We start from the raw sequence: 24,652 nt of genomic DNA, 5'->3' as shown, positions 1-24,652 counted from the left end.
GACTTATAACCTGAAACAGATTGATGATAACCATTATGAACTGACAGTGAGTGTGCCTGGATATCAAGAAGATGACTTATCAGTTTCATTGAAAGGAAGCCGTTTATTGATTGAAGGGAAAAAAGAAGAAAAATCAGAAGAAGACAATGATAAATGGATCCACCGAGGCATATCTCAAGGACAATTTACGTTGCAATTTGACCTCGGTAAAAATGTTAAAATAGAAAAAGCCGATTTATCAAGTGGACTTCTGACTATTGCTATTGAGTATGAGTTGCCTGAAGAAGAAAAACGGCAAACAATAGCAATAGAAAATAAAGATAAAAGCTAATTGAGTTAGATAATGTGAATAAGATTAAGGCTACACATAATGTGTAGCCTTAATTGTTTTTGTCAGGGCTTTAAATTGGATTAATTCAAACTTGAGTTGATTAGTTTTATCGATAGAAAATAATTATTTCTTATTTTACTGTCCAAGCCTCTGAGAAAAGGCGCTTTGAAAATAATTCAGCTAACCCACAGATTTGTTTTAAGCGTAATACTTCATCTTGTGACATACCTAGTTCATCACCAATCCGTTTATCGCTCCATCCTAATCGGGATAGATCTCTAACTATATCTGACATAGCTGCGACTTGATGTTGTCCTCTTGCTCGATTATGACGAATAGTTGTTGCTATTTGATCTGACATTGTGTTGTTTTTAACATCAAGGATGGTGACTGGTAAATAATTATTAATTCGTTTTTTTAAGGCGTTTTCTTTACTTAATAAATAACGATGATAGCCATCAACGATTTGCCATTGCAATTGTTTAGTTTTATTTTGTGGGGCAGATACTACAACAACAGGTTGAGTATAACCGTCTTTTATCAATGAGGTTTTGAGTAATCTCTTTTCTGTAGGAGACATAACATTAGGATTGTAGTCATTTGCTATGACTTGATTTTGCTTTATCCAAAGAACACAGTCTATAGGTTCATTTTTGAATGGACTAACTTGATGAAGAAATAGTTTGATTTTATTGATAGCTTCGATTTTTTGCTCATCATTTAGTTTTAGTAGATAATCTTTTAGCGAAGAAAACACTGTTTCAATAGTCATATTTACCTCTTGTTAAATCAACTGCCAATTTTTACGTTTTTCCTGTATCCGTTTGCAATATCGGTCATAACAGTGTGATTTAGTAGGACTAAATGCTAATGTTCTACACCAAAAATCATTACGTAAAATAGTTTTACAGATCCGTCGCCAAGACGGGATTTGTTTACTGCTAGTATGACCATCTTGTTCATCGGGTATACCATTTGGGTAATCTCGCTCAACATACCAATGAAGGTAAACTGCGATTTTATTTCGGTAATGTTCGGCTGTTTGTTCCGGTAAGCTCGCTAGTAAAAAGTGGGCGTAAGATTTCCATGTATGATGGGCTGGTTTACTAATTTTACGTTGCCCAAAAAAACCTGATTTATTATGAGGGTGAGTGTATAACATACCTGCATCAGCACCACTCACTCGTTCACAGGCGAGACTCCACGTCTCAGGTTCTAAAACATGGTATAACCATAGCCCTTTACGTTGTTCAGGGCCAAATGGCTCACAAATACGCATTTGACTTAAACTAACCCCAGCTTGGTGCATTAGATCATAAATAGAATTATAGGGTAGGTTAAAACGTGAAATGTATGTCCAAATATCTTTTACATGCCAGTCATAAATAGGATAGGCCATATAATAAAAACCTTCGGGTGATGCCGTTGTCCATGGGATATCATCGGCATAACGTAGTTTTTGGTTGTTATTGATAGCAATAAAGCGATTTAATGATTCATCGGCTCTGATCCCTAATAAAATAACTGAACTACGATGATTTCCCGTGATCCACTGATTAAATGCAGGTGTGAAGTCTTCAAAAATCATATTCGGATGATAAAAAGGGAAAAAGTCTGGATCAGTTATTGCGTCTTCTGGCGGTTGCCTTACCCATTTTTTTTCTGGTTCCCAAGCTGTCCAAGTCGGTTCATATTGTGAGATCCCGCTTTCCGTCGTTATAGGTAATGCTATCCAGTAAAATCGCTCCGTACAGTCTTCATACAAAAATTTCATTTTTGCAACATGGCTAATGGTTGCGGAGTATTGCACTTCCCAGTCAAGAAACATGACATTGAATTTTCGATGCCGCTTTCTTGCTTCTGCAGCAACAAGATGAAACAGAACAGTAGAATCTTTACCTCCAGAAAAGGAGAGAGAGATTTGTTCAAAAGTATCAAACAACCATTCAATTCGCGTTTGAGTAGCATCTAGCACATTTATTCCAAGAGGAATTTTGTGTTTGCAAGACATAACTATCACCAGAATAAGTTAGTTAATAGTATTATTACTTAATCATATTTAGACCATAAGGGTAAGTGATGGTTGCTGATTGTTACTGAGATTTACTTGAAAAATAGAATAATAAATCATATGTCATTGTTATTATTGATAGTCTCTAGTAATGAAAGATTTTTTATAATTAAGAGAAATAAAGAAAGTGATTTAGTTAGTAGATAATATTTTAAAGATATTTCCTGATTTATTATTCGGTATTTTCAACTATTCATACAATAAATAAAAAATAAAATAGTCATTTTATGATAGGTATTGTATGACATTAAATACACATGATGGAGTTAAAGTATATACACCAGTGTCATTGAAGCTATATGATTGGTGGGTGCTTAATATTTCTAATAGCTATGCATGGCAGTGTGATACGAATAAATATTTAATTCCACATTTTAAAAATCATCTCGGTGATCGCCATATGGATATTGGTGTTGGAGCGGGATTTTATTTAAAAAAATCAATAAGTTATATAAAAGAAATCTCATTAACTGATCTTAATTTGCACAGTCTGGAACATACTAAAAAGTATTTATCTGATGATAAATTAATAAATTGCCTCCAGCATGATGTTTTTCAGCCTTTTTCTAATAAATTAAATGGATCTTATAATTCTATCTCCTTGTTTTATTTACTACATTGTTTACCAGGAACGATGGATGATAAGAAAAAAGCAATAGAACATATAAGTTATTTACTGACAGAAAAAGGGGTTTTATATGGCGCAACGATTTTAGGGCAGGGAGTTAAACATAATTTCTTTGGTAAAAAATTAATGTCTATTTATAACAAAAAAGGTATTTTTTGTAATTATTCTGATTCGGTAGGCTCTTTGGAAGAAATGCTTTCCTCTTTATTTCATGACATCTCTATACATGTACAAGGTACTGTAGCTTTGTTCACAGCGAAGAATAAAAAATAATAAGAAATATTATTCTGGATTAGAGGCCTTTTATCTTTATTTTCTTAAGGAATGATATGTTAATGCGTAGCCTGTTTTTTGCCTTTTTATTCTTAACACCAGCGGCATTTGCCACAGATACATTAAGTCATAATATTGAATATTATTCTAATGTTACGTTAACGGATTTTAATTCGGGCAAAATTGAAGATGGTCGGTATTTTTGTGTTAAGGCCATGAATCATGGCGGTCAATTTATCGCCTGTGCTGTATCAAATAAGTCAGATTGGGCTTCTTCTTATGAGCACTTTTTTCAGCAAGCACATTATTACTACACAACAGGTAAAAGCTTTAGGTTATATGTTCAACCTAATGTTTGGACTCATCCCAAATTTACTCGAGTATATTCAAATAAAGCGATAGCAGGGTTCGCTAGTTGTCATAATAGTCGTTGCATGGGACCAATAAAAGATAACTAATTGAATAATAGTATATTTTATAACTTACATTATCCTTTCCTAATACGCAGACCACAGTACTCATCACACCCTAATTACTTTACACAAGAGCTGTGTGTCTGCTCCTATAACTAAAATATTCGGTCGATCTGGGAGATGACGACACGGTTATTGAACAGACTGTTAATCCGACAGAAAATATCATAAATGCAGGTAGCTTCGATGTTATTTCCGCATGGGTTCTTTATCTACAGAAATATATCAAACATAAAATTGAACTAAATAAATACGATTATCAGGTAGCTTTTGATTATCGTGATAAGTGGTAATGAACAAACGTATATAATATTTATTCGTATCGTTTTAAAAGCCTCTTAACGAAGGTTTTTTTGTTCCAAATGACGATCTAGAAAAATCAGTAAGTTAATCAATCTTAACACACTCACCTTCAATAAAGTCCTCTCCGTCATTTTCGCATTTTACAATATGGCACCTCCCAGCCAGACCATACCGACTAACGACACAGCGAACATCAGGAGAACTACTTAAGCCTTCGGGTTTGTTTTGTCGTCTCTCATAGCTAGATACTTTTTCTAATAATCCATCATCACCGATCCGCTGACCTGTGGTTAAAGCCAACAACATGCCGCATTGCAGGTAAAGAGGGTGATTTTTAACTTGCTGATAAATAGGGCGCCATTCTTGAATATCCTAATACTTTGACGTCAGCGATATCTAATGCGGTTATCTCTTTTTATATTTTCGTACCACAATACTGGCGGAATAAATTAATAGGTTTCATTTTTGTCGATAAGAATTAATTTTTAATTCACCGATATCTAATCTTACTAATATGAATACAGTTATGATCTACTATAATCAGATTATATGAATGTTTCATATGAGGTTGTAAGAATGCTTAACTCTGTTACAGATATTCACAAAAATAATTTTGTTAGTAAAAAAATTATTGTAGGGATTAGCACTTGTTTATTAGGCAATAATGTTAGGTTTGATGGTGGTCATAAGTGCTTTCATCTTGCCGTAGATGAATTATCTAATTATTTTGAATATCAATCGGCTTGTCCTGAGATGGCTATTGGTTTACCTACACCAAGACCAGCACTAAGATTAGTTAAATCAAATTCAGGAGAAATTGCATTAAAATTTAGTAACGGGAGTGAAGGTGATTTAACTGAAAAGATGAATCGGTATTCTGTTGAGTATTTAGAGAAATTTAATCAGTTTAGTGGGTATATTGTTTGTGCAAAATCACCAAGTTGTGGATTAGAGCGTGTTCGTGTATATGATCCTATTGGTAATGGTAATCGGAAGGCAGGGACGGGTATTTTTACAGAAAATCTGAAAAAAAAGATGCCTTGGTTACCAGTAGAAGAAGATGGACGATTGAATGATCCTCATATAAGAGAAAATTTTGTTATACGTGTATTTGCACTGGATGAGTTGAATGAATTGAGAATGAACGCATTTACTCGTCAGTCTTTAATCGATTTCCATACAAGATATAAACTGCTCTTATTGGCTCATTCACAACCTCTTTATAGAGAGTTAGGTCGCTTTGTTGCTAATAATAAAGAATGGCATTCATTGGAAGCTTTTTTTGATGAATATCGAAATAGATTTATGACATTATTACAACACCAAGCAACACGACGTAATCATACCAATGTTCTTATGCATGTACAGGGGTATTTTAAGCGCTATTTAACACCAAATCAGCGACAAGCATTAAGTCAATTAATTTTAGAATATCGTCAAGGAATACAGCCTTTATTAGCACCTTTAACATTAATTAATTATTATCTATCAGAGTATCCTGATAATTATTTGAGTAAACAGAGATATTTTCATCCTTATCCCCAATCCTTAAGATTACGTTATGGATTATAATAAACTTATTGATAGGAGGAAAATATGATACGTTCTTTTGTCACTTTTTTAAGCTCATTGATTCTTACTGGATGCAATGTTATTCCTCCGAGTGACATTGAGCCTGTTAATAATTTTGATCTATCACGTTATCTTGGGCAGTGGTATGAGGTCGCTAGAATAGATAATCGTTTTGAAAAAGGCTTAACGAAAGTTACCGCAAATTATTCATTACGAAATGATGGTGGTGTTAAGGTTATTAATCGAGGTTGGAGTCAAAATAAACATCGCTGGAAAGAAAGTATCGGTAAGGCTTATTTTGTTGATTCATCTAATAAAGGTGCATTAAAAGTATCATTTTTTGGTTCATTCTATGGTGGATATAATATCATCAAATTGGATAAGAATTATCAATATTCTTTGGTTGTAGGGCCAGATAAAGATTATTTATGGATTTTATCACGTACACCGACCATGCCATCAAATTTGTTGAATGAATATATTAATTTTGCAACATCATATGGATTTGATAGTAGCAGGATCATAATATTTTAACAAAAGGTATATAGCTGAATTTAAATACTATCTAATTTGGTAGTATTTAATTATGACTTGAAGGTGTCTATTCGTAATATGAATGGGGATTTGTTATCGGGATGGCGTTAACATGCTCGGGCTTAAAAAGCTATTGCAGTGTCCGTAAACGGTGACTTTATGCAGGTTCTGAGCAATCCTAAGCGGCTCATTGATATTCATAGAGAGAAATAATAATGAGTCAAAAGCAAAATATTAGTGATTATACGGAAGCTGAATTTTTATCATTTGTTAAACAAATTTTTAATGTAGAAAACACTACAAAAGAAGATGTTAAGCATATTTTAGAGTTCAAGAATGTAGATAAAGTGTTGCTCATCTTCTAGTAACAAAAGTGTTTCACTCCACACATTAAGTGATCCCCATTTTTTCTTAAAAAATCATATCTGTCATAATGCTTTTGAAAAACACCAAGTCTTTTATGGTTTGCACAGAAGTTACCGATTTAATCATTAAAGATATGGAGAGGCAATTGCTGCTAAGACCGTTACTTATGATTTTTAAGCAGTTCTAATGTGGCGACTTGTTAAAGTTTAATTTAGGCTCAATAAACCAGTGAATAGTTGAGTTAAAAGCTAATAAAAGAGAGAGGCTAATCGTTGATAGTGTTAGTAATATTATGACTAAAAAAGTATATTCCACATGGAAATAAGTTAATATTTGTAAGAAAATAAAACAAATAATAGGATGGATTAAATAAACACCTAAAGCATTGTTTGATACTCTAGCATATTTATCAGTTGATAAAGCGAAATAAATTATACTGGAACCTAAAACAACACTTATCAAGAACTTTAAAATATACATAACAAAAAAAGATGATAAAAAATCAGTTTTAGTAAAGTTTATAATTACGCTATTGATACTGTCCTCATGATAGAGTGTAGCTATAGCTAAAGTTGTAGTGATTACAATTATCAAAAAAGGTTTTTTTCTTAATGAGGATATATTTTCATTATTAATAAAATAAGCCATTATAAAGAATGGGAAATATATAATAATAGAGAAGAATTGGGATGAATTAATTAAATAATTTTTGGCTAAATAAGAAAGCACCAATGATGCTATCAAAATAGAAAATAATATTAATTTATTAGATTTTAATTTTTTTGGTAATAATAAAAAAAAAGTTTGCCAAACAGGTGTAGCTAAAAAAAACCATACTCCATTTTGAGGTTCAAAGATATAAGTATTTAAACTTAATTCGCCTGAGAAGTATAGTGGGATTGCATCAACTGTTTGAAATGTTAAGTAAATGATAATAGATGAAAGTAAACTAAGCTTTAAAGACTTCCACGTGATATTTTTCGTTACAAATGCAACTATAAATACAAACATAGGAATTAGTGTTAAGTTAAAAATATCAATAAGAAGTAAGATCTTGTTTTTATCAGCTAAATTTAAGTAGAAATTAAAAACAATAAAAGAACTCAATATGAGTTTCAAGGTAGGCCAATATGGTTGGGCCATATTATTTGACTCAGGCTTAATTTGTTGTTTCATATGAGCGCCCTATATAGAAATTACTTTATTGTACTGTATTGATACACTTATTTGAAATAAATTTATTAGTCAAGGTAGAGCGGTTTATGATATAGATAATATTTGAGTCGCTACCCCGAAACGTAACATCGATATTCACAATGAAAAAGCTGAATTTGAAAAGCTAACTACTGTCCTTGTTAAATTAATAAAGGCCTCTTAACGGAAGTTTTTTATGTGTTCAAAGCTCATTATATTGGGTATAGATAAAATGTTACAAATCTTTAAGTGAGAATGCTTTTTACTCTACTTATTAGGTGAACTTTGCTTTTTCTTAAAAAATTATATTTGTCATAATATTTTTGAGGAACTCCTAGTTTTTTGTGATTTTGTACAATATACCTTAATTCAGAGCTAACTTTCATTTCGAAAGCTAATGTTTTGAATGCTTACCTAATCATGTTTATATCTCTAATAATAAATTAAGAAAAGATTAAAATAAGCTCATTATTATTCAATAAGTCAATGGTACCTTTTTATAATTAGATAAATCTCATGGAAAATAATATAGGATTCGATTAACTATAAGGAATTAGTTAGTGATGTATTAGAAGTGTGTGTCAAATAGTATTAGGAGATTATATGAAACTATTATTAAAAAGTATTGCTTTTACGGTTAGCTTTCTATCTGCAGGTTTTGCTATGGCAGATAATGCAGATGATATAACGAAAGTATCTTATACATGTGAAAACAATCAAACAATGGAAGTTGTTTATATAAATACGGAAAAGGATAGCTATGCAATTATTAATCAAATGAACGAAATGATACCAATGAAGATTATGAAAATGGCTTCAGGAGCAAACTATGAGGCAATAAATAAAAATTACACCTATAAGCTTTATACTAAAGGTGATAATGCCGATTTAGTTGAAGGAAAAGATAAACCAGTATTAAGTGGTTGCAAAGCTAGCTAATAATCACGAGTTTTAGTGAAAATTATTTGGATTTTTATAAAGGTCACTTTGGTGGCCTTTATTGTATTCTCAAGAGAAATTTACGTTGCAATTTGAGCTTGGCAAAACTGTTAACTAAATAAATAACTTAGAACCTATAACTCTACGGCGTTAATGACATTATTAATAAACAAAATAAAATAAAAACTCAATAGCTATATCGTAATAAAGATTTTTTGTAATATAAAAATATCAATATATTTTATCTTAAGTGTTGTGAATCAGTTTATTACTCATTCAACATGCTTGGAATAATCTAACAGCAGAATACATCGCTTAAAAGTTCTGGTAGTGTAGAGCAATCAAGTTTAATTAAATCAATTACTTATTATAATAAGTTATTTAGTGAGACTTTTTTGTCTGCGCTGACTACGGAATCAACACCCATTATATTGTCAATTATTCTTTTTCTAGGAATATTACTTATGGTAGTTGTGTAGCTTGAAGGATACTCTGTAAAAATTAATTGTTGAGGTCATAGATATGAGAATTCTTTCTAGAGTAAGTAACTTGTTATTGATAATTATAGGATTGTCGGTGATATCAGTCTCTTCTTATGCTGATCCAAATAATGGGCACGGAAGAGGTCAAAATAAAGGATCTCAAGGAGAAAAACCAAATAAATGGCATAATAAATCACAAAATAGCCACTTTGATAATGAAACATCTTTCTCAATTTCGTTATCTTATAATGAGGCTAGAGCAATTGCGCTAAATGGTGGATTTACTGGATACTCATCGCTACCACCTGGTATTGCTAAAAATTTAGTAAGAGGAAAACCATTGCCGCCTGGTATTGCGAAGAAAATGGTTCCTGAAAAAATGCTTAACCAATTGCCTTACTATCCTGGCTATGAATGGCGTATTGTCGGAAATGATTTGGTGTTAATTGCATTAAGCACTGCAATAGTGACTTCAATCATTAATAATGTTTTTGATTAAAATATAACGAATTAAATATATTTGATACAGTGGCTGAGATTTATAATCTATAACCATAGTCTTGTGAGTTTAGCAACCTTCAGAGCTTTAGGCCTGTTGAGACTTCCTTTTTTCTTACGAGAAAGGACTTTCTGCTTCCGGAGTAGATTGGTTGCGGACATTGATTAAATATCTAGTGTGATTTGATGTTGGTGCTGGTTTCGTTGGTGTTTCCATTCTATCGTCATAGATCATATTTGCTGGTCACGTAACGACTTAACGTAATATTTTTCAGCATATTAGCAATTTCTTTTAACTTTTTTACCTTTATTTATATTTGTATGGATCTCATTATGAAGATGAGCAATCTTAAATAAAGCGTTTACATAAAAAATAGAATGATTAAGCCAAGTTAAATAAATACCACCATAATGTATTGCTAGTCATCGTTAAATGATCATTTTGTAAAACCGTGTAAGTCAGACCGTTCTGTTACTATTTTGTGTCAATATTTTCTTTTTTACAAATGGGGAAATATTATGTCTACAATGAAAACAGAAGTTATTGTTATTCGTTTAACAAAAAAAGAACGCGCTTTATTGGATTCAATAAAAACAGCACCATTACTTGCAGATTGGATGAAAGAATTAGCTCTTTCTAAATTACAAGAGCAAGATATTTTATCTAATAAATAATTACTAATGCCGACAAGAGGGAGTTGAGTCGGCATTGCTATTTTATGGTTTTTGTTGCCGAAGTTTATTGTTTTATCTGTTTTTATTTTTGTAGGATTACTGTCTAAATATGGTTATTTAGATGACGAAAGTTGTACTGTTACTGTCAGTTATTTATTATATTCTTATATCTTAAAAAAGAGAGAGTAAGATATATAAATGAAATCAAAAAATTGCTTAATGCGGTAGTTGATATTGATTAAGCTACATAAAATCAAATGATTTAATTGTTTAAAAAAGTATTAGAGTAAAGTGAAAGAGATATAAGCTAGTTATAATGAGGCATGATATTAATAAACATTGCTAATAAAAAAGCCCAATGTGGCGGCATTGGGCTTAGTGACTCGAATAGATGGGTATAAAAAACTATTAGAGATCAATATAAATGTAGTGAATTTTCATTTTATAAATTAACAATAAATGCTTTTTTTAGTAAAAAAGTGTTTTTATGCTTTATCTTGTCTAGTTTTAAGGCAAATTGATGTTTTTTCATTCCATATGGGCATATGATGTTACGTGGATTTACTTGCTTTTATTTTTTTGCTATGTGAATAGATGGCTCTATGTTCTCTTTTGGCAATACTTAGTAGATAACGATAAGCTGATTTTCCTATTGTGAGGAATATCTGGAAAAATGGCTACTTGAAGTAATAAATTATCTTTATTTACCAGAGGGATATCATTTTATTATTAATAGAGACGGATATGATGATGTTTGGCTTGAAGAGATAAATAAACACGTGTTTTTCATTATGTTATACTTTTTAGCTTAGTTATATTTATATTTTTTATGTGCTTTTATGCGTTGAATTTTATAACTATGTTTAAAAATGTAAAATATAAGAATAATGAGTTATTTCAAAAAATAAAAATATTAATTGATGTTGGTCTTATTTTTAACATAAAGCCAATGACAGCCTAATCAGTTTGAGTAAATATTATAAGAGTATTTAATTCACAATTAATAAGGAAGGTAACTTTTTATGTTTCCAGAATATCGTGATTTAATTTCAAAACTTCGTCAGACTGATCCTGATTTTCGTGCTCTATTTGAACAACATAACGAACTTGACCATAGAATTGTTAGATTAGAGCATAAAGATAGAAGAGGTTATGGTGAAGAAGTTGTTGAGCTAAAAAAACAAAAATTGAAACTGAAAGAAAAAATTCATCAGATCCTCAAAAATCCACCAAAAGAAGAGTAAGTAGTAAAAATAATTTATTCTTGATTAAGAAATCATATAAATTACACAATTTATTTATAAAGAAAAGGCTACTGATGTAGCCTTTTTACTACCTAGGATCTAAAAATGATTAATTAGTTATGTACTATGTCAAAATTCACCTTTCCAAAGTACATCGAGATAAATTATATTTTATTAATAATAAAATTAGCTCTATCAGTTATACCTATTTTAGGTAGCTCTATTAAATTATAATTATATCTTTTATAAACAGCTATCATAGCTAAATAGGTTTCTTCTGCTTCTTTTTTTGTTTGTTTTCTTTCTTGATCTTGAGTATAAATTTCGGTCCATGGTGGTGCTATAAACACATTTGTGGAATAACGAAATAAGTTAATTGCCTTATTAAGGTGTTTTGGGATAGCTAAACCACATAGTAGTAAATACCCTGCAATATCTGGGAGGCCTCTATCATAGAAATAAAGCCTTTTATTGTTGTTTGCTTCATGCCATGACCGTAACTCCCAAATTAACATTGCTTGTGCAAAAGCGTTCGGATCTTCCCATGGTAATGCATTTCCTTCAATTACAATTTGGTCTTGAATGATGGCTCTTCCTGCTTCTAAAGAACAAAGATAACCTCTATTTTCAAGTTCATTTATTAGTGTGGTTTTTCCAGAGCCGGGGCCTCCAGTTAATATAATACGATGTGATTTTACAGGCATGATAACTCCTATAAGTTTATATAATTAATTAAGAGAATGGTGATGATGTATAGAAGGCGTTAAGATGGAGTTGTTAGAGATTAAGTATACTTAAAAAGGGAATTAGAAAAAGTGTACTAGCATTAAATGCTAATATAAATTTTAAGTAATTTTTATTTTGATAAGAACCGATAGTTTGAAGTCAAATATTATGAACTTATGAGCATAGATAATTAATTATATGAAAATAAAAAGACAATATTATCATTTTGGGTTCTATTTTTTCTTGTTTCTCCTTTTTTCTTAATTTAGGCATTTTATGCCTATGATGGTATCGAATAGTAATTGAAAGAAGAAAAATTTGATTTTATTATAGAACGTATATGTTTTATTATAATCTGTATATAAGGATTGGTGTGGGTATTGTAAAAATTTCTGATGAGTTACATGAGTACTTGCGAAAAGCAAGTAATGTGATGTCACGCTCTGTTAATGCTCAAGCAGAGTTTTGGATAAAAATTGGCATTCAAGCAGAATTAAATCCAGATAAAACGTTTCCAATGATTATCAATGAAATGCTAGAAAAAGAAGCCATCAAGCAAGAAGTGGAATAAAGAGGGAAGAAGAGTGGAAAAAATAACGATTAAAACAGCTGACGAAATTGAATTAATGCGTGAGTCAGGACGTTTATTGGCGAAAGTTTTTACAATGCTTGATGATTTTATTGTACCTGGTGTTTCTACACTAGAGATTAACGATAAAGTTGATGATTTTATTGTCAATGAACTCCAATCGAGACCAGCAAGTAAAGGTCAATATGGTTATGAGTATGTGCTAAATACATCTATCAATGAAGTTGTTTGCCATGGTGTGCCAAAAGCAGATGAACGCCTTAAAAGCAAAGATATTGTTAATGTTGATATTACACTAGAAAAAAATGGATTTATTGCTGACTCTAGTAAAATGTATATTATGCCAGATGCATCCCCTATTGCGCGCAAATTAGCAAAAATAACGTATCAAGCAATGTGGGAAGGTATTAAGGAAGTAAAACCAGGTGCGACATTAGGCGATATTGGTCATGCTATTCAAAGTTTTGCGCAGAGTCATGGATATAGTGTAGTGAGAGAATACTGTGGGCATGGAATAGGAAGAGAGATGCATGAAGCACCACAAGTACTACATTATGGTATTAAAGGACAAGGTGTTGAATTAAAAGAAGGTATGACTTTTACTATTGAGCCAATGATAAATCAAGGCGGTGCTAAAATAAAAACCAAAAAAGATGGTTGGACAGTTGTGACAAGAGATAAAAAATTATCTGCTCAATCGGAACATACTATTTTAGTAACAGCAACAGGATATGAAGTACTCACTTTGCGTCCTGAAGAAGTATTACCATAATTGTTACTCTTTTATATTTATAGCCATTTTAAGAGAAAATATTCTTTATAGTTTCAAAATGATTTAGTTTTTAATTAAAGTGGCTACTAATAAATAATAAATTAAAATAGTGCGTTACAACCGTAAAATAGAGATTATACTAATAATACTTAAAAACAATTAAGGCATTAAAAATCGATATTTACTATAATCTTGCACTTCAAATATTATGTTTTAAATTTTGTACTCTGAATATTGTTCTAGAAATTGCTAATAGGATGTTTAGCAAATTAAATAACTTAATTTAAGCCCAAGGAATGGAAAATATGTCAACTACATATCCAATTGTTTTAGTTCATGGTTTATCTGGTTTTGATGATGTCGTTGGTTATCCTTATTTTTATGGTATTGCGGATGCCTTAGAAAAGAATGGCCATAAAGTTTTCACTGCATCTCTTTCGGCATTTAACGCAAATGAAGTTCGTGGTGAACAACTTTGGGAATTTGTGCAAAAAGTTCTCAAAGAAACGAAAGCAAAAAAAGTAAATTTAATTGGCCATAGCCAAGGTCCATTAGCTTGCCGTTATGTTGCTGCAAAACATGCAAAGAGTATTGCTTCTGTTACTTCTATTAATGGTGTAAACCATGGGTCAGAGATTGCAGATTTGGTACGACGTATTGTGCGTAAGGATAGCGTGCCAGAATATATTGCTGATGCAGTAATGAAAGCCATTGGTACTATAATCTCTACCTTTTCAGGTAATCGCAGTAACCCACAAGATGCCGTTGCCGCATTGGAAGCATTAACAACTGAAAATGTAACTGAGTTTAATAAAAAGTACCCACAAGGATTACCTGCCGTTCGTGGTGGTGAAGGGAAAGAAGTTGTAAATGGCGTCTACTATTATTCATTTGGTAGTTATATCCAAGGTTCGATTGTTGGTGAAAAAGGCAATTTACTGGATCCTACTCATGCAGCAATGCGTATATTAAATGCATTCTTTACTGAGCGTGAAAATGATGGTTTGGTAGGTCGTACAAGTATGCGGTTAGGTAAATTGGTTAAAGATGATTACGCCGAAGATCATCTAGATATGGTAAATCAGGTTGCTGGGTTAGTGGGGCGTGGTGAAGATATTGTTGCTATTTATACAAACCATGCAGAGTTTTTGGCAAGTAAAAGGCTTTAATATCCTGCATACTTGTTGTGAAATAATCTAGCACGAATGGCTCTAATCGATTTAGAGCCATTTTTATTTTTAATTACTATTGTTTAATATCTTTGTTAACGCTGATTGAAATAGCATAACCTAATAAATAAAGTGCTTGCTCCAAGCTATCTACTTTTGAGGTTTGATTAATTTCAAGTAAACGTTCTATTTGTGCGCTCGTTAAATTCATTTTTCTTGCAAGATCGGATTTTTTTGTTTTTGTTTCTAACATCGCATTATGTAATGCAATTTTTAAACAGCTGATAAGAGGTAAGTAGACAATAAAATCACCAGATTGCGCTTTAGATGGAGCAGGAATAGGCAATTTACTCGCAATAAATTCTTCAAGACCTACATGTAAAATATCAGAGGCTTCTAGTTCAATATCATCTTCTGTATAAGCAACAGCATGTATATTATCAAAATCACGGTAGGTAATTTCGTAAGTTTCACTTTCTTCATCAAAATGAGCGATTGCTGGATAGTTGAACATAAATAACCTTTTATAAAGTTGAAAGTCGGATTTAAAACGAAATTACATAATATAATGTGCTTTCAAAATTCTTGTGTATAGTACTAAAGTGAAATTTATCTATTTGATATTAAATAGTATGTTAAAGATTAAAGCATATTTATCAAAATTTATCTTCATTTCTTTCTAATGTGAGAAAGAATGAAGTAGATAGTATTTTGTTTGTTGGTTATTACGTACTTTACTGGAATTGATAATTAATTTTAGGTAGATCTTATAGTTAAGAAAAACTATCTTATTGATATTCATAAGGTGTTTTTAGGAAGGAGTTGTTTATGTATCCCGTTGATTTACATGCTCATACTATTGCTAGTACACATGCTTACAGTACAGTTAGTGAATATTTCCAACAAGCTAAAAAACAGGGAATTCAATTATTTGCAATTACTGATCATGGCCCAGATATGGATGATGCTCCTCATGAATGGCATTTTTCTAACTTACCGGTGATCCCTCGTATTATTGATGGTGTGGGTATTCTTTACGGTATAGAAGCGAATATTAAAAATATTAAAGGTGAAACAGATTGTAGTGAGAAAATGAGCAAGAAATTAGATATTGTGCTTGCTGGTTTTCACGATCCTGTCATGGGTTCATTAGGGCTAGTTGATAATACAAAAGCATTAATTGCAACAATAGCAAGTGGTTGTGTTCAAATGATTACGCATCCTGGAAATCCAAAATATCCAATAGAAATTGCTGAAGTTGCAAAAGCCGCTGCCACTTACAACGTTGCTTTAGAAATGAATAATTCATCATTTATTCATTCTAGAGTAGGAAGTGAGAAAAACTGTATAGAAATTGCGAAAGCAGTACGTGATGCGGGAGGATTAATTGCATTAGGCTCTGACTCACACATAGCTTCTTCGTTGGGAAAATTTGATCGAGTATTAAAAGTATTAGCTCAAATAGACTTTCCACAAGAGCGCATATTAAATGTAACCCCAAGAAGAGTGTTAGATTTTCTAAAATCACACGGTAAAAAAGAGATCCCTGAATTTAGCCATTTTTAATGTTGGGTTAAATAAGTAATAAGAAAGCTATCCTAAGATTAAGATAGCTTTTATGATGTGGGTTGACTTAACACTTACTGATGAAAAACAGTTAGTTCTTGCTTCAGTCTATCTGACTGTGTTTGCAATGAATCTAATGAACTGACTAATTCTCGGGTCATTGTTGCGTTAGCTTGTGTGGTTTGATCTAATTGATTAATTGCATCTTCAATTTGAGCAATACCATTACTTTGTTCATTTGTAGAAATAGAAATATCGTGGATCATTTCATTAATATTTTCAGTGTGCTTAGAAATATCTACCATATTGTCGTTAGCGTCAGCAGCTAGCTGAAAGCATTGATTTATTTTTTTACTTGAATTAGCGACAAGTATCTTTATCTCTTTTGATGCTAAATTACAACTAATGGATAATTCTCTTACTTCTTTAGCAACAACAGCAAAACCTTTTCCGTGTTCACCCACTCTTGCCGCTTCTACGGCAGCATTTAAAGCCAATAGGTTTGTTTGAAAGGCGATATTGTCGATCGTAGAAGTAATATCATTAATTTGCTCGGAAAACGTGACAACCTCATGCATATTTTCAACAACGTTAGCGAGCATTTCATTGCTTTGGTGGATCATCGTATCTGTTTTTGTGACTAGTTCACATGATGTTTGTGTATTTTCTGCATGCTGTTTTGATGTAACACTTAATTGTCGTATTCCTGCAGAAGTTTCGAGTACGGCTGCTGATTGTTGTTCAACACGAATAGCAAGATTATTATTCATAACAGCAATATCACTTAATTCTGAATTAATAAGGCCTGAGCTGTGATTGATATTATTGACGATCCGTTTTATCTGATCTCGCATTTTTTGAATATTGGTAGTGAGAATATTTATTTCATATAGACCTTTTGTTGTGACGTCGGTTGTTAATTCTCCATTACTAATATCTTCGATATTTTTCATTATTACGTTTAAAGGTGAAATAAAGTTTTTTCGTAGTACAACTTGGACTAAGAAAGAAAAAATAACTATTAAAACTGAAATAACGATTAAGCTATAAATAATTTTCTGGTACAAAAACTCACCTTCATCCAATGAAGCTGTGTAGTAGTTTTCTAATTGTTGATGATAGGTAGTATAGGCTTGCTCAAAATTGTCTTGATAGGTTTGTGTTGGTTGATTTAAATACTCGTATGTTTTGCCTTGTTCTAAGAAGGCTAAAAATTCAATGAGTGCTGCATTAAGTTCAGTATATTTTTGCTCTAATTGTTGCACATAACTTTGATCTTTAACGTTATGAGGCAAATTCTTGAAACTTTTCCATCCATTCTCAACGTGCTGAAGTTTTTCTTTAGTTTGCTGTAATAATGAAGAGATGTCAGTATTGGCTGTAGCCATTTTATTTATAATTAATAAGTGGCGAGAGCTGGCTCTATTTAAGGTATTACGTGTTTGTAGTAAATTTTCCCAAGTATTATTTAATAGTGATTGTTCATGATAGATATTATTTAGTTTGTTTAAATTTCTCTTGTAATCATTAACTGAAGAGAGGAATAAAACACAAGCTAGAGCAAGAAGTAAGATTAAAGAGCCTGTAATAAGCCAAACTAATGTGGTTGTTTTTAAACGTGACATATTAAAAGAGACGTTTGGCAAATAACGTTGTTTTAAGTTCTTAAACATGTAATGTTATTTCCTTTTTCATAAAAATATAACCGTGTAATCTATTGATTTTTTAAGTTTTATTTTTACTTCCTGTAACTGACATAAACAAAGAGTTAAAAAATACATAAAAATATGTTTTTAGGTCACTCTTTGATTTAATGCCATATATCCTTTTGATTTTTTCAAATACTAAAAAATAGTATCGGCATTTTATAAATATTCTTTATGATTATTTATTGTTCTAATTGATAAATTTATCAAATGTATTTTCTCTCTTTGTAATGCTTTGATTTTTAATTAATTTTTCTTAAATATTAAAAGTTAAAGATAAAAATAAAAATGATATAAAAGATATTTCCTTAGGAGATAGTGGTTAACTTGTTGATCTATTATTAATTTTATGTGATTAACTCATTTATTTTTAAACAATTAGATTTAAATAGTGTCAGTGTTTCTATTTATAAAATAAAAAAGTAATAATGATTTAAACAGCAATAAATTAAATTATTTTTTGTTTACTTAATAGAACAAATAAGAGTGGCTAACGTTATAAATGAGAGAAAAACAAAAAGATAGCAGTAGAAAAGTAAGAAAGTAGATTAAATCGCTATAAACGAAAGGTATATAACCCTTCCATTTGTGAATAAGGATCACATTAATAATGATCCTAATAATGTACGAAAATTTCACATAAAATAAAAACAAAATATTAAAGCGATGCTAGAGAATGACATAAAACCAAGTTACATTAATCTTATTGTGATCCCTAAAGGATGATAATGTGAAAGGATAAATTTATTTATAATTTTAGAGTATTTAACATTAGTGTTTTATAGTTATTTTCCTCAAGATTTTTATCTGTAAAGCCAAAATTTGCGGCTAAATGCCTTAGTTGGTCAATATAGAGCGGGAGTTTACTTTGGTCGTCCGTCATGATAGCAAATTCAGCAAATGAGCCTAATTTATCTAACTTATCAATAGTAATATGAAACTTATCTAGAAAATAAATTTCTCTTGATTTTGTATAATTGAGAATACAATGGTAGCCAAGAGTCGTAAATATGGAGACTGTTTTTTCTGCATCTTCGATACGAACAGCTTCACATTGCGATAAATCAGGGCCTTTAACGATAAGAAGATTTATTCCTGCAGGATGCATTTTTCTTACACATAGACTGATAGTTGGAGCTGAAAATTCAGTATTTTTATGTTCCATATACCAATCTGTTTCTTTATTCTCAGGTGTAAATAATGTGGCACCTGCTTTTTTTAACTCATTAATAAATTTTTGTGGATTTTGAAGGTGATATTTTAGTTCAGCTTCAAATTTTCCTTGAAAATGTTCAGACATACGTTTTCTCCAAATTAGTGTTAATGAATTATAGCATTAACAATGTATCCTTTTGGATAAAAAAGAACTTTTAATAGTATTTCATTATTGTATTTATTTTTTTGTAAATCAGATAAAAATATTTAAATAGAACAATAGATAACATTACTATCAAACAAGAGGCTGGGGATATAGTGTTTTTAATAAAAAAGAGGAAGAGAAAATAAAAGGGGCGTTGCCCCCCTTATTATTACAGAACACCTTCAAATGGGTTCCAACTTTGATCATTTTTAGTTTCTTTTAAATAATAGGCATAGTTGGCTGTTATGGCCCATAAAATGTTAACTGCAATACCCACCGCATTGATAACACCATTATTTACAGGTAAAAAGCCAATAATTGTGAAAATAGCAATATTAATAGCAAATAATGTTAATGCTTTGCGCCATAAACCTAAAATAAGAAAATAAATAAAACCAAAGAAAAATGCCCAGATATTCATTCCAATAAGAATACGTTTACCAAAGGTAAGCTCTTTATACGCAGCTTTAAATTCTGGTGTTTTAGGTGAACCATATTTATCAAAAAATGAAAAACGTTCTTGCCATTTTTCAGAAAGTTCTTTATTCATTTTAATTCCTTTTACCCTGTTGATTAAAATTAGCTTTAATAGAAAAAGTATCTTTACATAATTTAACATTATGAACAATATAAATTTATTATGAGATGATGAATTTATTGGTTTATATAAAAAGCATTAAAGTGAATGTGTTTTGTTTTTTTTAATAATTATCTTATTGCTTCAGAATATATTTTTAATCATTACTCTTAAAGATAATAACGATAAAATAAAATACCATTTTGAATTGATTTTATGGTGAAAAGAATAAGAAATCTGGCTTATGAGAAATACCAGATTTCTTATGGAAGATGGAAGTGGGCGATTAGCGCACGACTAATACAGATGATTCTGCGTAACTGACCACAGAAGATGCGGTAGAACCTAGAAGATAAGTTTTCATACCAGGGTTACGAGAACCAATGACAATCAGCTCTGCTTGAATTTTTTTTGCGGTTTCTAAAATTTTATCGCGAGGATTACCTATAGACACATAAAATTGAGTTGTACTATTTGGAATATCAATGTGCGATAAATTTTCTTTTAGTGTGGATAATGCAATTTCAATCCGTTGTTTATCACTTGCTAGTCTGTCTTGTCCTGCGAATGCAAATCCGACAAAAGACTCATAACTTGGGATGACTGATAAAAAATGAATATTCAATTTGTCAGCGACAGACAATGCTTTTAGATGAGACACAACCTTGTCTAATAAACCAAGCTCTGTAAAATCAACGGGTACTAACACTGTTTTTGTCATAGTGGCTCCTAATTAACCTTTTATTATGATTAGGGCTTTAATATTAATTTTTTGTACATACAAATATGAGTTACCTACTAATCTTATCAGTCAAAACGAAAAACTGCACAAAAATTGAAATTATTTTTATTTTTTGAGAGTTATGTATTTTTTATATGAAAAAAATGAAAAAGAATTGCTGTCTGAAAAAATAAATGTGTCGCAATATCAAATAGAAATTATAAAAAATAGAGAATAATAATAGCTAATGGATGAATGCTTTATTTTTCTAATAACGATTGTTGTAGATATTGTTTTATATATACTTGTTGATATATGACAAAGCTTATTTTTATATTTTTCATGGGTAAAATATAATTTTTATTTAATGTTAATTTGAATTTCTTGGGTTATAAAAAATTCAATAAATATAAAAAATCAAAGCCAAAAAATAATACTTATATATTTCAATTGGTTGCTATATTTATCTTGACAGTTAAATACAAGTTTACTCTTAATGATAATAAGTGTTATTTAGCTTTATAAGAGTATTTAAAACATATTACAAATGAGATTGGTTTTTATTTTTATTACAAGTAATTAATTGAAAAAAATAAATAAATCACACCTAAATCGCTATATTTTTATTTTTAACCGTGCATAATACCCATAATGTTAATTTTCATCGCAAAGGACGTAAAATATGTTACATCAAGATATGATCAATAAATTGAATGAACAGCTAAATTTAGAGTTTTACTCGGCAAATCTGTATTTGCAAATGAGTGCTTGGTGCGACGATAAAGGATTTGATGGCGCTGCTAAATTTTTAAAAGCTCACTCTCGTGAAGAAATGGAACATATGCACCGTTTATTTGATTACTTAAGTGATACAGGTGCAATGCCTTTACTTGGAGCGATTGAAGCTCCACCTGCTGAGTTTTCATCATTAGCTGAGTTATTCGATAAAACTTACAAACATGAAAAACATATTACATCTGAGATTAATAAATTAGCACATGTTGCAATGACAACTCAGGATTATTCAACATTTAACTTCTTACAATGGTATGTTGCAGAGCAGCATGAAGAAGAAAAATTATTCAAATCAATCCTAGATAAATTAGCAATGGTCGGTGATAGTGGCAAAGCTTTATTCTTATTAGATAAAGATCTGAACACACTATCAGCATCTGCACATGTTTAATTATTAGTAAAAGCTTAAGTTACTAAATAACTTATTACGCTCTGCTGTGAATGAATAGCAGGGCGTTTTTTATTCTTCTGTATTGCCTTCTTTACGATTCTTATCTTTTATTTTTTCCCTTACTTATATTGTTTGTTCTTGCCCCTAAAAAATACTTATTGAATGCTATTTATACAGGGGGATTATTTTACTTTTAGTTTTATTTGGTTATGTATTGAACTGTTTAGACCGTCAATATGGGTATTATATTTTTTCAAAGTGTAAAAATGGGTGATATTTGAAACAGAAACTGCTCTAAATAACATATATTTTGAGTGCTAGTTCACAACCTTTTATTTCTAATATCAAGAAGCAAAGATTTTGACGTAAAATTGCTATAAAATATTTTCATAAATAAAAAAATCACCTGTAATTTAAGAGGTTATTATGTCATTAAATACACTTAAGACATCTTGGGGTAAATTATCGGCTATTGCTGTTTTATTCCTTGGTATGTCATACCAGCAAGCATTAGCACATGCACACTTAAAATCACAGTTACCTGCTGAAGGTGCTGCGATTGAACAAGCGCAAGCGCCTAAAGTTATCACGCTAGACTTCTCTGAAGGTATTGAATTAGCCTTTAGTAAAATCAAAGTCACTAATAGTGATGGTAAAGAAATCACCGTAGGAAAACTGAGTTTAGATCCTGTTAACAATACGAAATTATTATTGCCTTTAGAAAGTGATTTATCAGAAGGTGATTATTTAGTTAATTGGAACGTTGTTTCTGTTGATGGGCACAAGACAAAAGGTTCTTATCAATTTAGTGTAAAATAATGACACCTGAAGACGTTTATATTTTATGTCGCTTTTCCCATTTCGTGGCAGTCATGTTTATGTTCGGACTGAGCTTCTCGGCTGCCATTCTTGCTAAAGATAAGTTCATTCCTCTTATTCAGGTTCGTTTGCGCCCCGCATTAGCTATTAGCACAGTTATCGTCTTTATTACGACTTATTTATGGATGATTGTGCAATCTGGTATTATGGGAGAGGGTTGGGAAGATGCCTGGTCAATTATAATATGGCGAGCGATCTTAGATACTTCATTTGGTCAAGTTTGGCAATGGCAATTGGTATTAGCAACCGTTGCATTGGCTATTTTATTTATACACCAACGCTATATTCGCAACTTTTCTTTATTAATTATTTCTTCAGTTATGTTGATCTTACATGCATCAATTGGTCATGGTGCCATGTTTACAGGATCAGAAGCCGCATTCTATAAAGTTAATCAAAGTATTCATCTTATTAGTGCTGCGTATTGGTTTGGTGGTCTATGGCCATTTGTCGCTTGTTTGCAGTTTTTACGGAATAAAGATGAGCTTGCAGATGGGATGATCAAGCCTATCATTGGTACAATGAAGAAGTTTTCACTTTTTGGTCATCTTGCTGTTTTATTGGTGACAATTACCGGTATTATCAGTGCTATTATGTTAATTCCTGGATGGCCGGCAGTACAATTATCATCTGAATACCAAAGCATGTTATGGCTTAAAATTAGCTTAGTGTTGTTAATGCTTGGTTTAGCTGTAATCAATCGTTATATTTTAGTTCCTCATATTCGTAAGAAAAATAACTTTCAATGGCTACTAGTAAATAGTTGGCTTGAACTATTATTTGGAACAATGGTTATTTTTACTGTGGCCATCTTTGCGATTAACTCACCTGTATAGATTGCGATATAATTTAAAAAACCTAATTTCTTAAGTGAGATATCTACATGAAACGTTTCTTATTCGCGGGAATGTTAATGCTCTTTACTTTTCAAGCATTCTCGGCGGCACCTATTTCAACGGTCAGTAAGCTTCAATTTGGTGACGATTGGCCATTTACACGTGAAGAAGTGATGCTTAATTGTCGTGCTGATGGTGCTTGGTTTGTGATTAATCCAGCAACACTGATGCAGTATCCTCTTAATGAAATTGCAATGAAACAAATGGAAAGTGGCAAAGTAAAAGCGCAGCTAATTGATGTTATTTTGCTACCAGATCCTCATTCACCTGAAAAGAAAAAATCAGTAGAAGTGATACAGAGCGCGATTAAGTCGCTTTGTGAGAACAATTAATCAATTGATTGATAATATAGATAAGAAATTTTTATTTTTATCATGTTGATTTAAATAATAAAAATAAATAACAACGATTTTTTGAGTAGAAAATAGTGTGCTACTAGGTTGTTTACTGGATCTTTACATATTGTTAGCTAATATTTAACAGTAGGTTGTGAGATAGAAAAGTCTGAGAAAGTCTGAGTGAGTTCTCGATTTTTGTTTATGCCGTAAGCAACATTTTACTTTTTAGCGCACGGCTCAAAATGAGCCATTTCCCTAAGCCAGATAAATGATTTATCTGGCTTTTTTTATTTCGCTTTAGCATCTCTTATGCCACTTTCAAGATCCAATGGTGGTTTTCTTTGTCATAAGCATGACGATAAAGCAGAATATTTTGATCTTTCAATTGGGCTGGAATGCTGGTGTTTTCATCCCATCCATCTAATTGCATGCAAAATTCTTTGTCATAATCACATGGTATATGAATATAAGCTAATTGATTATCGACAGAGTGTTTTAAAGTAATATCTTCAATTTCATAGCAAGCAATTTTCAACGTTATCTTTTTCATAATAAAACTCCGGTTTAAGCGATGTTGTGTTCTG

29 protein-coding genes and 1 pseudogene are annotated in these 24,652 nt (G+C 31.2%); 19 read left to right on the top strand and 11 right to left on the bottom strand.

The window, feature by feature from the left end:
- On the top strand, window positions 1-331 hold a 331-nt coding region (locus DK861_RS12385), incomplete at its 5' end, for an Hsp20 family protein (protein ID WP_109400300.1).
- A 130-nt stretch (window positions 332-461) separates the two neighbouring features.
- On the opposite strand, the gene DK861_RS12380 is transcribed toward DK861_RS12385, so the two are convergent.
- Window positions 462-1,103 (bottom strand): ParB/RepB/Spo0J family partition protein, encoded by a 642-nt coding sequence (locus DK861_RS12380; protein WP_109400299.1) that lies wholly within the window; start codon window positions 1,101-1,103, stop codon window positions 462-464.
- Between the two features lie 12 nt (window positions 1,104-1,115).
- Complete coding sequence (locus DK861_RS12375) at window positions 1,116-2,342, bottom strand: DUF3440 domain-containing protein (RefSeq protein WP_109400298.1); 1,227 nt, start codon at window positions 2,340-2,342, stop codon at window positions 1,116-1,118.
- Window positions 2,343-2,643: 301 nt separating this feature from the next.
- On the opposite strand from DK861_RS12375, the gene DK861_RS12370 reads away from it, so the two are divergent.
- The 3 genes and pseudogenes from DK861_RS12370 to DK861_RS12360 form a co-directional block, all read left to right on the top strand.
- Complete coding sequence (locus tag DK861_RS12370) at window positions 2,644-3,303, top strand: methyltransferase (RefSeq protein ID WP_109400297.1); 660 nt, start codon at window positions 2,644-2,646, stop codon at window positions 3,301-3,303.
- 62 nt (window positions 3,304-3,365) lie between these two features.
- Window positions 3,366-3,761: a subtilase family AB5 toxin binding subunit gene (locus DK861_RS12365; protein ID WP_162556780.1), complete on the top strand. Its 396-nt coding sequence runs from the start codon at window positions 3,366-3,368 to the stop codon at window positions 3,759-3,761.
- Window positions 3,762-3,886: 125 nt separating this feature from the next.
- Window positions 3,887-4,069: pseudogene (locus DK861_RS12360) on the top strand (colicin E3-like toxin immunity protein); the annotation flags it as partial.
- A gap of 94 nt (window positions 4,070-4,163) precedes the next feature.
- On the opposite strand, the gene DK861_RS18485 reads toward DK861_RS12360, so the two are convergent.
- On the bottom strand, window positions 4,164-4,385 hold the full coding sequence (locus DK861_RS18485) for a hypothetical protein (RefSeq protein ID WP_239452178.1): 222 nt from the start codon (window positions 4,383-4,385) through the stop codon (window positions 4,164-4,166).
- Between the two features lie 270 nt (window positions 4,386-4,655).
- On the opposite strand from DK861_RS18485, the gene DK861_RS12350 reads away from it, so the two are divergent.
- The 3 genes from DK861_RS12350 to DK861_RS12340 all read left to right on the top strand — a co-directional run bounded on the left by DK861_RS12350 (window position 4,656) and on the right by DK861_RS12340 (window position 6,550).
- Complete coding sequence (locus DK861_RS12350; protein ID WP_109400295.1) at window positions 4,656-5,651, top strand: DUF523 and DUF1722 domain-containing protein; 996 nt, start codon at window positions 4,656-4,658, stop codon at window positions 5,649-5,651.
- A 24-nt stretch (window positions 5,652-5,675) separates the two neighbouring features.
- The gene (locus DK861_RS12345; RefSeq protein WP_109400294.1) at window positions 5,676-6,185 is read left to right on the top strand and encodes a lipocalin family protein; all 510 of its coding nucleotides are present in this window, start codon (window positions 5,676-5,678) and stop codon (window positions 6,183-6,185) included.
- A 215-nt stretch (window positions 6,186-6,400) separates the two neighbouring features.
- Complete coding sequence (locus DK861_RS12340; protein WP_006537186.1) at window positions 6,401-6,550, top strand: bacteriocin immunity protein; 150 nt, start codon at window positions 6,401-6,403, stop codon at window positions 6,548-6,550.
- A gap of 184 nt (window positions 6,551-6,734) precedes the next feature.
- Here the strand turns inward: DK861_RS12340 and DK861_RS12335 are convergent, their stop codons facing one another.
- Entirely contained in the window at window positions 6,735-7,727 is a 993-nt protein-coding gene (locus DK861_RS12335) for an acetyltransferase (RefSeq protein WP_174704108.1), read from the bottom strand.
- Between the two features lie 621 nt (window positions 7,728-8,348).
- Between DK861_RS12335 and DK861_RS12325 the strand changes: the two genes are divergently transcribed.
- The 4 genes from DK861_RS12325 to DK861_RS12310 all read left to right on the top strand — a co-directional run bounded on the left by DK861_RS12325 (window position 8,349) and on the right by DK861_RS12310 (window position 11,583).
- Window positions 8,349-8,684, top strand: a complete 336-nt coding sequence (locus DK861_RS12325; RefSeq protein ID WP_006537182.1) for a c-type lysozyme inhibitor — start codon at window positions 8,349-8,351, stop codon at window positions 8,682-8,684.
- 522 nt (window positions 8,685-9,206) lie between these two features.
- Window positions 9,207-9,665 carry an anti-virulence regulator CigR family protein gene (locus DK861_RS12320; protein WP_109400292.1) on the top strand — a complete coding sequence of 153 codons (459 nt, stop codon included), beginning with the start codon at window positions 9,207-9,209 and terminating at the stop codon, window positions 9,663-9,665.
- Window positions 9,666-10,183: 518 nt separating this feature from the next.
- Window positions 10,184-10,339, top strand: coding sequence for a hypothetical protein (locus DK861_RS18310; RefSeq protein WP_204101268.1), 156 nt, complete (start codon window positions 10,184-10,186; stop codon window positions 10,337-10,339).
- A 1,022-nt stretch (window positions 10,340-11,361) separates the two neighbouring features.
- Window positions 11,362-11,583: a DUF465 domain-containing protein gene (locus tag DK861_RS12310; RefSeq protein WP_072062611.1), complete on the top strand. Its 222-nt coding sequence runs from the start codon at window positions 11,362-11,364 to the stop codon at window positions 11,581-11,583.
- A gap of 164 nt (window positions 11,584-11,747) precedes the next feature.
- Here the strand turns inward: DK861_RS12310 and DK861_RS12305 are convergent, their stop codons facing one another.
- Complete coding sequence (locus DK861_RS12305; protein WP_109400291.1) at window positions 11,748-12,287, bottom strand: AAA family ATPase; 540 nt, start codon at window positions 12,285-12,287, stop codon at window positions 11,748-11,750.
- A 395-nt stretch (window positions 12,288-12,682) separates the two neighbouring features.
- Here DK861_RS12305 and DK861_RS12300 point away from each other — a divergent pair, with 395 nt between their 5' ends.
- The 3 genes from DK861_RS12300 (at window position 12,683) to DK861_RS12290 (ending at window position 14,839) form a co-directional block, all read left to right on the top strand.
- Window positions 12,683-12,880 (top strand): ParD-like family protein, encoded by a 198-nt coding sequence (locus DK861_RS12300; protein ID WP_036913277.1) that lies wholly within the window; start codon window positions 12,683-12,685, stop codon window positions 12,878-12,880.
- A gap of 13 nt (window positions 12,881-12,893) precedes the next feature.
- Window positions 12,894-13,670 carry a type I methionyl aminopeptidase gene (gene map, locus DK861_RS12295; protein ID WP_109400290.1) on the top strand — a complete coding sequence of 259 codons (777 nt, stop codon included), beginning with the start codon at window positions 12,894-12,896 and terminating at the stop codon, window positions 13,668-13,670.
- Between the two features lie 305 nt (window positions 13,671-13,975).
- A complete protein-coding gene (locus DK861_RS12290; RefSeq protein WP_109400289.1) occupies window positions 13,976-14,839 on the top strand; it encodes a triacylglycerol lipase in 864 nt (287 codons plus the stop codon).
- A 76-nt stretch (window positions 14,840-14,915) separates the two neighbouring features.
- On the opposite strand, the gene DK861_RS12285 is transcribed toward DK861_RS12290, so the two are convergent.
- Window positions 14,916-15,353, bottom strand: coding sequence for a hypothetical protein (locus DK861_RS12285; RefSeq protein WP_109400288.1), 438 nt, complete (start codon window positions 15,351-15,353; stop codon window positions 14,916-14,918).
- 314 nt (window positions 15,354-15,667) lie between these two features.
- On the opposite strand from DK861_RS12285, the gene DK861_RS12280 reads away from it, so the two are divergent.
- On the top strand, window positions 15,668-16,405 hold the full coding sequence (locus DK861_RS12280; RefSeq protein ID WP_072062606.1) for a phosphatase: 738 nt from the start codon (window positions 15,668-15,670) through the stop codon (window positions 16,403-16,405).
- Window positions 16,406-16,479: 74 nt separating this feature from the next.
- Here the strand turns inward: DK861_RS12280 and DK861_RS12275 are convergent, their stop codons facing one another.
- From DK861_RS12275 to DK861_RS12260, 4 genes are all read right to left on the bottom strand, one after another.
- Complete coding sequence (locus DK861_RS12275; RefSeq protein ID WP_109400287.1) at window positions 16,480-18,078, bottom strand: methyl-accepting chemotaxis protein; 1,599 nt, start codon at window positions 18,076-18,078, stop codon at window positions 16,480-16,482.
- A 781-nt stretch (window positions 18,079-18,859) separates the two neighbouring features.
- On the bottom strand, window positions 18,860-19,411 hold the full coding sequence (locus tag DK861_RS12270) for a class IV adenylate cyclase (protein WP_109400286.1): 552 nt from the start codon (window positions 19,409-19,411) through the stop codon (window positions 18,860-18,862).
- A gap of 229 nt (window positions 19,412-19,640) precedes the next feature.
- Complete coding sequence (locus tag DK861_RS12265; protein WP_109400285.1) at window positions 19,641-20,021, bottom strand: DUF2628 domain-containing protein; 381 nt, start codon at window positions 20,019-20,021, stop codon at window positions 19,641-19,643.
- 313 nt (window positions 20,022-20,334) lie between these two features.
- Window positions 20,335-20,769 (bottom strand): universal stress protein, encoded by a 435-nt coding sequence (locus DK861_RS12260; protein ID WP_072062602.1) that lies wholly within the window; start codon window positions 20,767-20,769, stop codon window positions 20,335-20,337.
- Window positions 20,770-21,451: 682 nt separating this feature from the next.
- Between DK861_RS12260 and ftnA the strand changes: the two genes are divergently transcribed.
- The 4 genes from ftnA (at window position 21,452) to DK861_RS12240 (ending at window position 24,062) form a co-directional block, all read left to right on the top strand.
- Entirely contained in the window at window positions 21,452-21,955 is a 504-nt protein-coding gene (gene ftnA, locus DK861_RS12255; protein WP_006537159.1) for a non-heme ferritin, read from the top strand.
- Window positions 21,956-22,381: 426 nt separating this feature from the next.
- Window positions 22,382-22,774 (top strand): copper homeostasis periplasmic binding protein CopC, encoded by a 393-nt coding sequence (gene copC, locus DK861_RS12250; RefSeq protein WP_006537158.1) that lies wholly within the window; start codon window positions 22,382-22,384, stop codon window positions 22,772-22,774.
- Entirely contained in the window at window positions 22,774-23,670 is an 897-nt protein-coding gene (gene copD, locus DK861_RS12245) for a copper homeostasis membrane protein CopD (RefSeq protein ID WP_109400284.1), read from the top strand. Before copC ends, copD begins: the two co-directional genes overlap by 1 nt.
- Window positions 23,671-23,717: 47 nt before the next feature.
- A complete protein-coding gene (locus DK861_RS12240) occupies window positions 23,718-24,062 on the top strand; it encodes a YebY family protein (RefSeq protein ID WP_109397241.1) in 345 nt (114 codons plus the stop codon).
- A 313-nt stretch (window positions 24,063-24,375) separates the two neighbouring features.
- Here DK861_RS12240 and DK861_RS12235 read toward each other — a convergent pair whose 3' ends face one another.
- Window positions 24,376-24,618, bottom strand: coding sequence for a DUF1480 family protein (locus DK861_RS12235; protein ID WP_006537154.1), 243 nt, complete (start codon window positions 24,616-24,618; stop codon window positions 24,376-24,378).
- Between the last annotated feature and the right edge of the window lie 34 nt (window positions 24,619-24,652).

The sequence above is a fragment of the Proteus sp. TJ1640 genome (genome assembly GCF_003144445.1).
Taxonomy (GTDB): Bacteria; Pseudomonadota; Gammaproteobacteria; order Enterobacterales; family Enterobacteriaceae; genus Proteus; species Proteus penneri.
Note: the sequence above shows the minus strand (reverse complement) of the source record. Positions and strands in the feature narration are given on the sequence as shown.

Bases quoted from the DNA above. Each gene is read 5' to 3' on its own strand.
- DK861_RS12310 (WP_072062611.1), top strand. From the start codon at position 11,362: ATGTTTCCAGAATATCGTGATTTAATTTCAAAACTTCGTCAGACTGAT.
- ftnA (WP_006537159.1), top strand. From the start codon at position 21,452: ATGTTACATCAAGATATGATCAATAAATTGAATGAACAGCTAAATTTA.
- DK861_RS12240 (WP_109397241.1), top strand. From the start codon at position 23,718: ATGAAACGTTTCTTATTCGCGGGAATGTTAATGCTCTTTACTTTTCAA.
- DK861_RS12290 (WP_109400289.1), top strand. From the start codon at position 13,976: ATGTCAACTACATATCCAATTGTTTTAGTTCATGGTTTATCTGGTTTT.
- DK861_RS12235 (WP_006537154.1), bottom strand. From the start codon at position 24,618: ATGAAAAAGATAACGTTGAAAATTGCTTGCTATGAAATTGAAGATATT.
- DK861_RS12375 (WP_109400298.1), bottom strand. From the start codon at position 2,342: ATGTCTTGCAAACACAAAATTCCTCTTGGAATAAATGTGCTAGATGCT.
- DK861_RS18310 (WP_204101268.1), top strand. From the start codon at position 10,184: ATGTCTACAATGAAAACAGAAGTTATTGTTATTCGTTTAACAAAAAAA.
- copD (WP_109400284.1), top strand. From the start codon at position 22,774: ATGACACCTGAAGACGTTTATATTTTATGTCGCTTTTCCCATTTCGTG.
- DK861_RS12285 (WP_109400288.1), bottom strand. From the start codon at position 15,353: ATGTTCAACTATCCAGCAATCGCTCATTTTGATGAAGAAAGTGAAACT.
- DK861_RS12325 (WP_006537182.1), top strand. From the start codon at position 8,349: ATGAAACTATTATTAAAAAGTATTGCTTTTACGGTTAGCTTTCTATCT.
- DK861_RS12265 (WP_109400285.1), bottom strand. From the start codon at position 20,021: ATGAATAAAGAACTTTCTGAAAAATGGCAAGAACGTTTTTCATTTTTT.
- DK861_RS12365 (WP_162556780.1), top strand. From the start codon at position 3,366: ATGCGTAGCCTGTTTTTTGCCTTTTTATTCTTAACACCAGCGGCATTT.
- DK861_RS12305 (WP_109400291.1), bottom strand. From the start codon at position 12,287: ATGCCTGTAAAATCACATCGTATTATATTAACTGGAGGCCCCGGCTCT.
- DK861_RS12335 (WP_174704108.1), bottom strand. From the start codon at position 7,727: ATGAAACAACAAATTAAGCCTGAGTCAAATAATATGGCCCAACCATAT.
- DK861_RS12350 (WP_109400295.1), top strand. From the start codon at position 4,656: ATGCTTAACTCTGTTACAGATATTCACAAAAATAATTTTGTTAGTAAA.
- DK861_RS12340 (WP_006537186.1), top strand. From the start codon at position 6,401: ATGAGTCAAAAGCAAAATATTAGTGATTATACGGAAGCTGAATTTTTA.
- copC (WP_006537158.1), top strand. From the start codon at position 22,382: ATGTCATTAAATACACTTAAGACATCTTGGGGTAAATTATCGGCTATT.
- DK861_RS12345 (WP_109400294.1), top strand. From the start codon at position 5,676: ATGATACGTTCTTTTGTCACTTTTTTAAGCTCATTGATTCTTACTGGA.
- DK861_RS12270 (WP_109400286.1), bottom strand. From the start codon at position 19,411: ATGTCTGAACATTTTCAAGGAAAATTTGAAGCTGAACTAAAATATCAC.
- DK861_RS18485 (WP_239452178.1), bottom strand. From the start codon at position 4,385: ATGTTGTTGGCTTTAACCACAGGTCAGCGGATCGGTGATGATGGATTA.
- DK861_RS12280 (WP_072062606.1), top strand. From the start codon at position 15,668: ATGTATCCCGTTGATTTACATGCTCATACTATTGCTAGTACACATGCT.
- DK861_RS12370 (WP_109400297.1), top strand. From the start codon at position 2,644: ATGACATTAAATACACATGATGGAGTTAAAGTATATACACCAGTGTCA.
- DK861_RS12380 (WP_109400299.1), bottom strand. From the start codon at position 1,103: ATGACTATTGAAACAGTGTTTTCTTCGCTAAAAGATTATCTACTAAAA.
- DK861_RS12275 (WP_109400287.1), bottom strand. From the start codon at position 18,078: ATGTTTAAGAACTTAAAACAACGTTATTTGCCAAACGTCTCTTTTAAT.
- DK861_RS12260 (WP_072062602.1), bottom strand. From the start codon at position 20,769: ATGACAAAAACAGTGTTAGTACCCGTTGATTTTACAGAGCTTGGTTTA.
- DK861_RS12320 (WP_109400292.1), top strand. From the start codon at position 9,207: ATGAGAATTCTTTCTAGAGTAAGTAACTTGTTATTGATAATTATAGGA.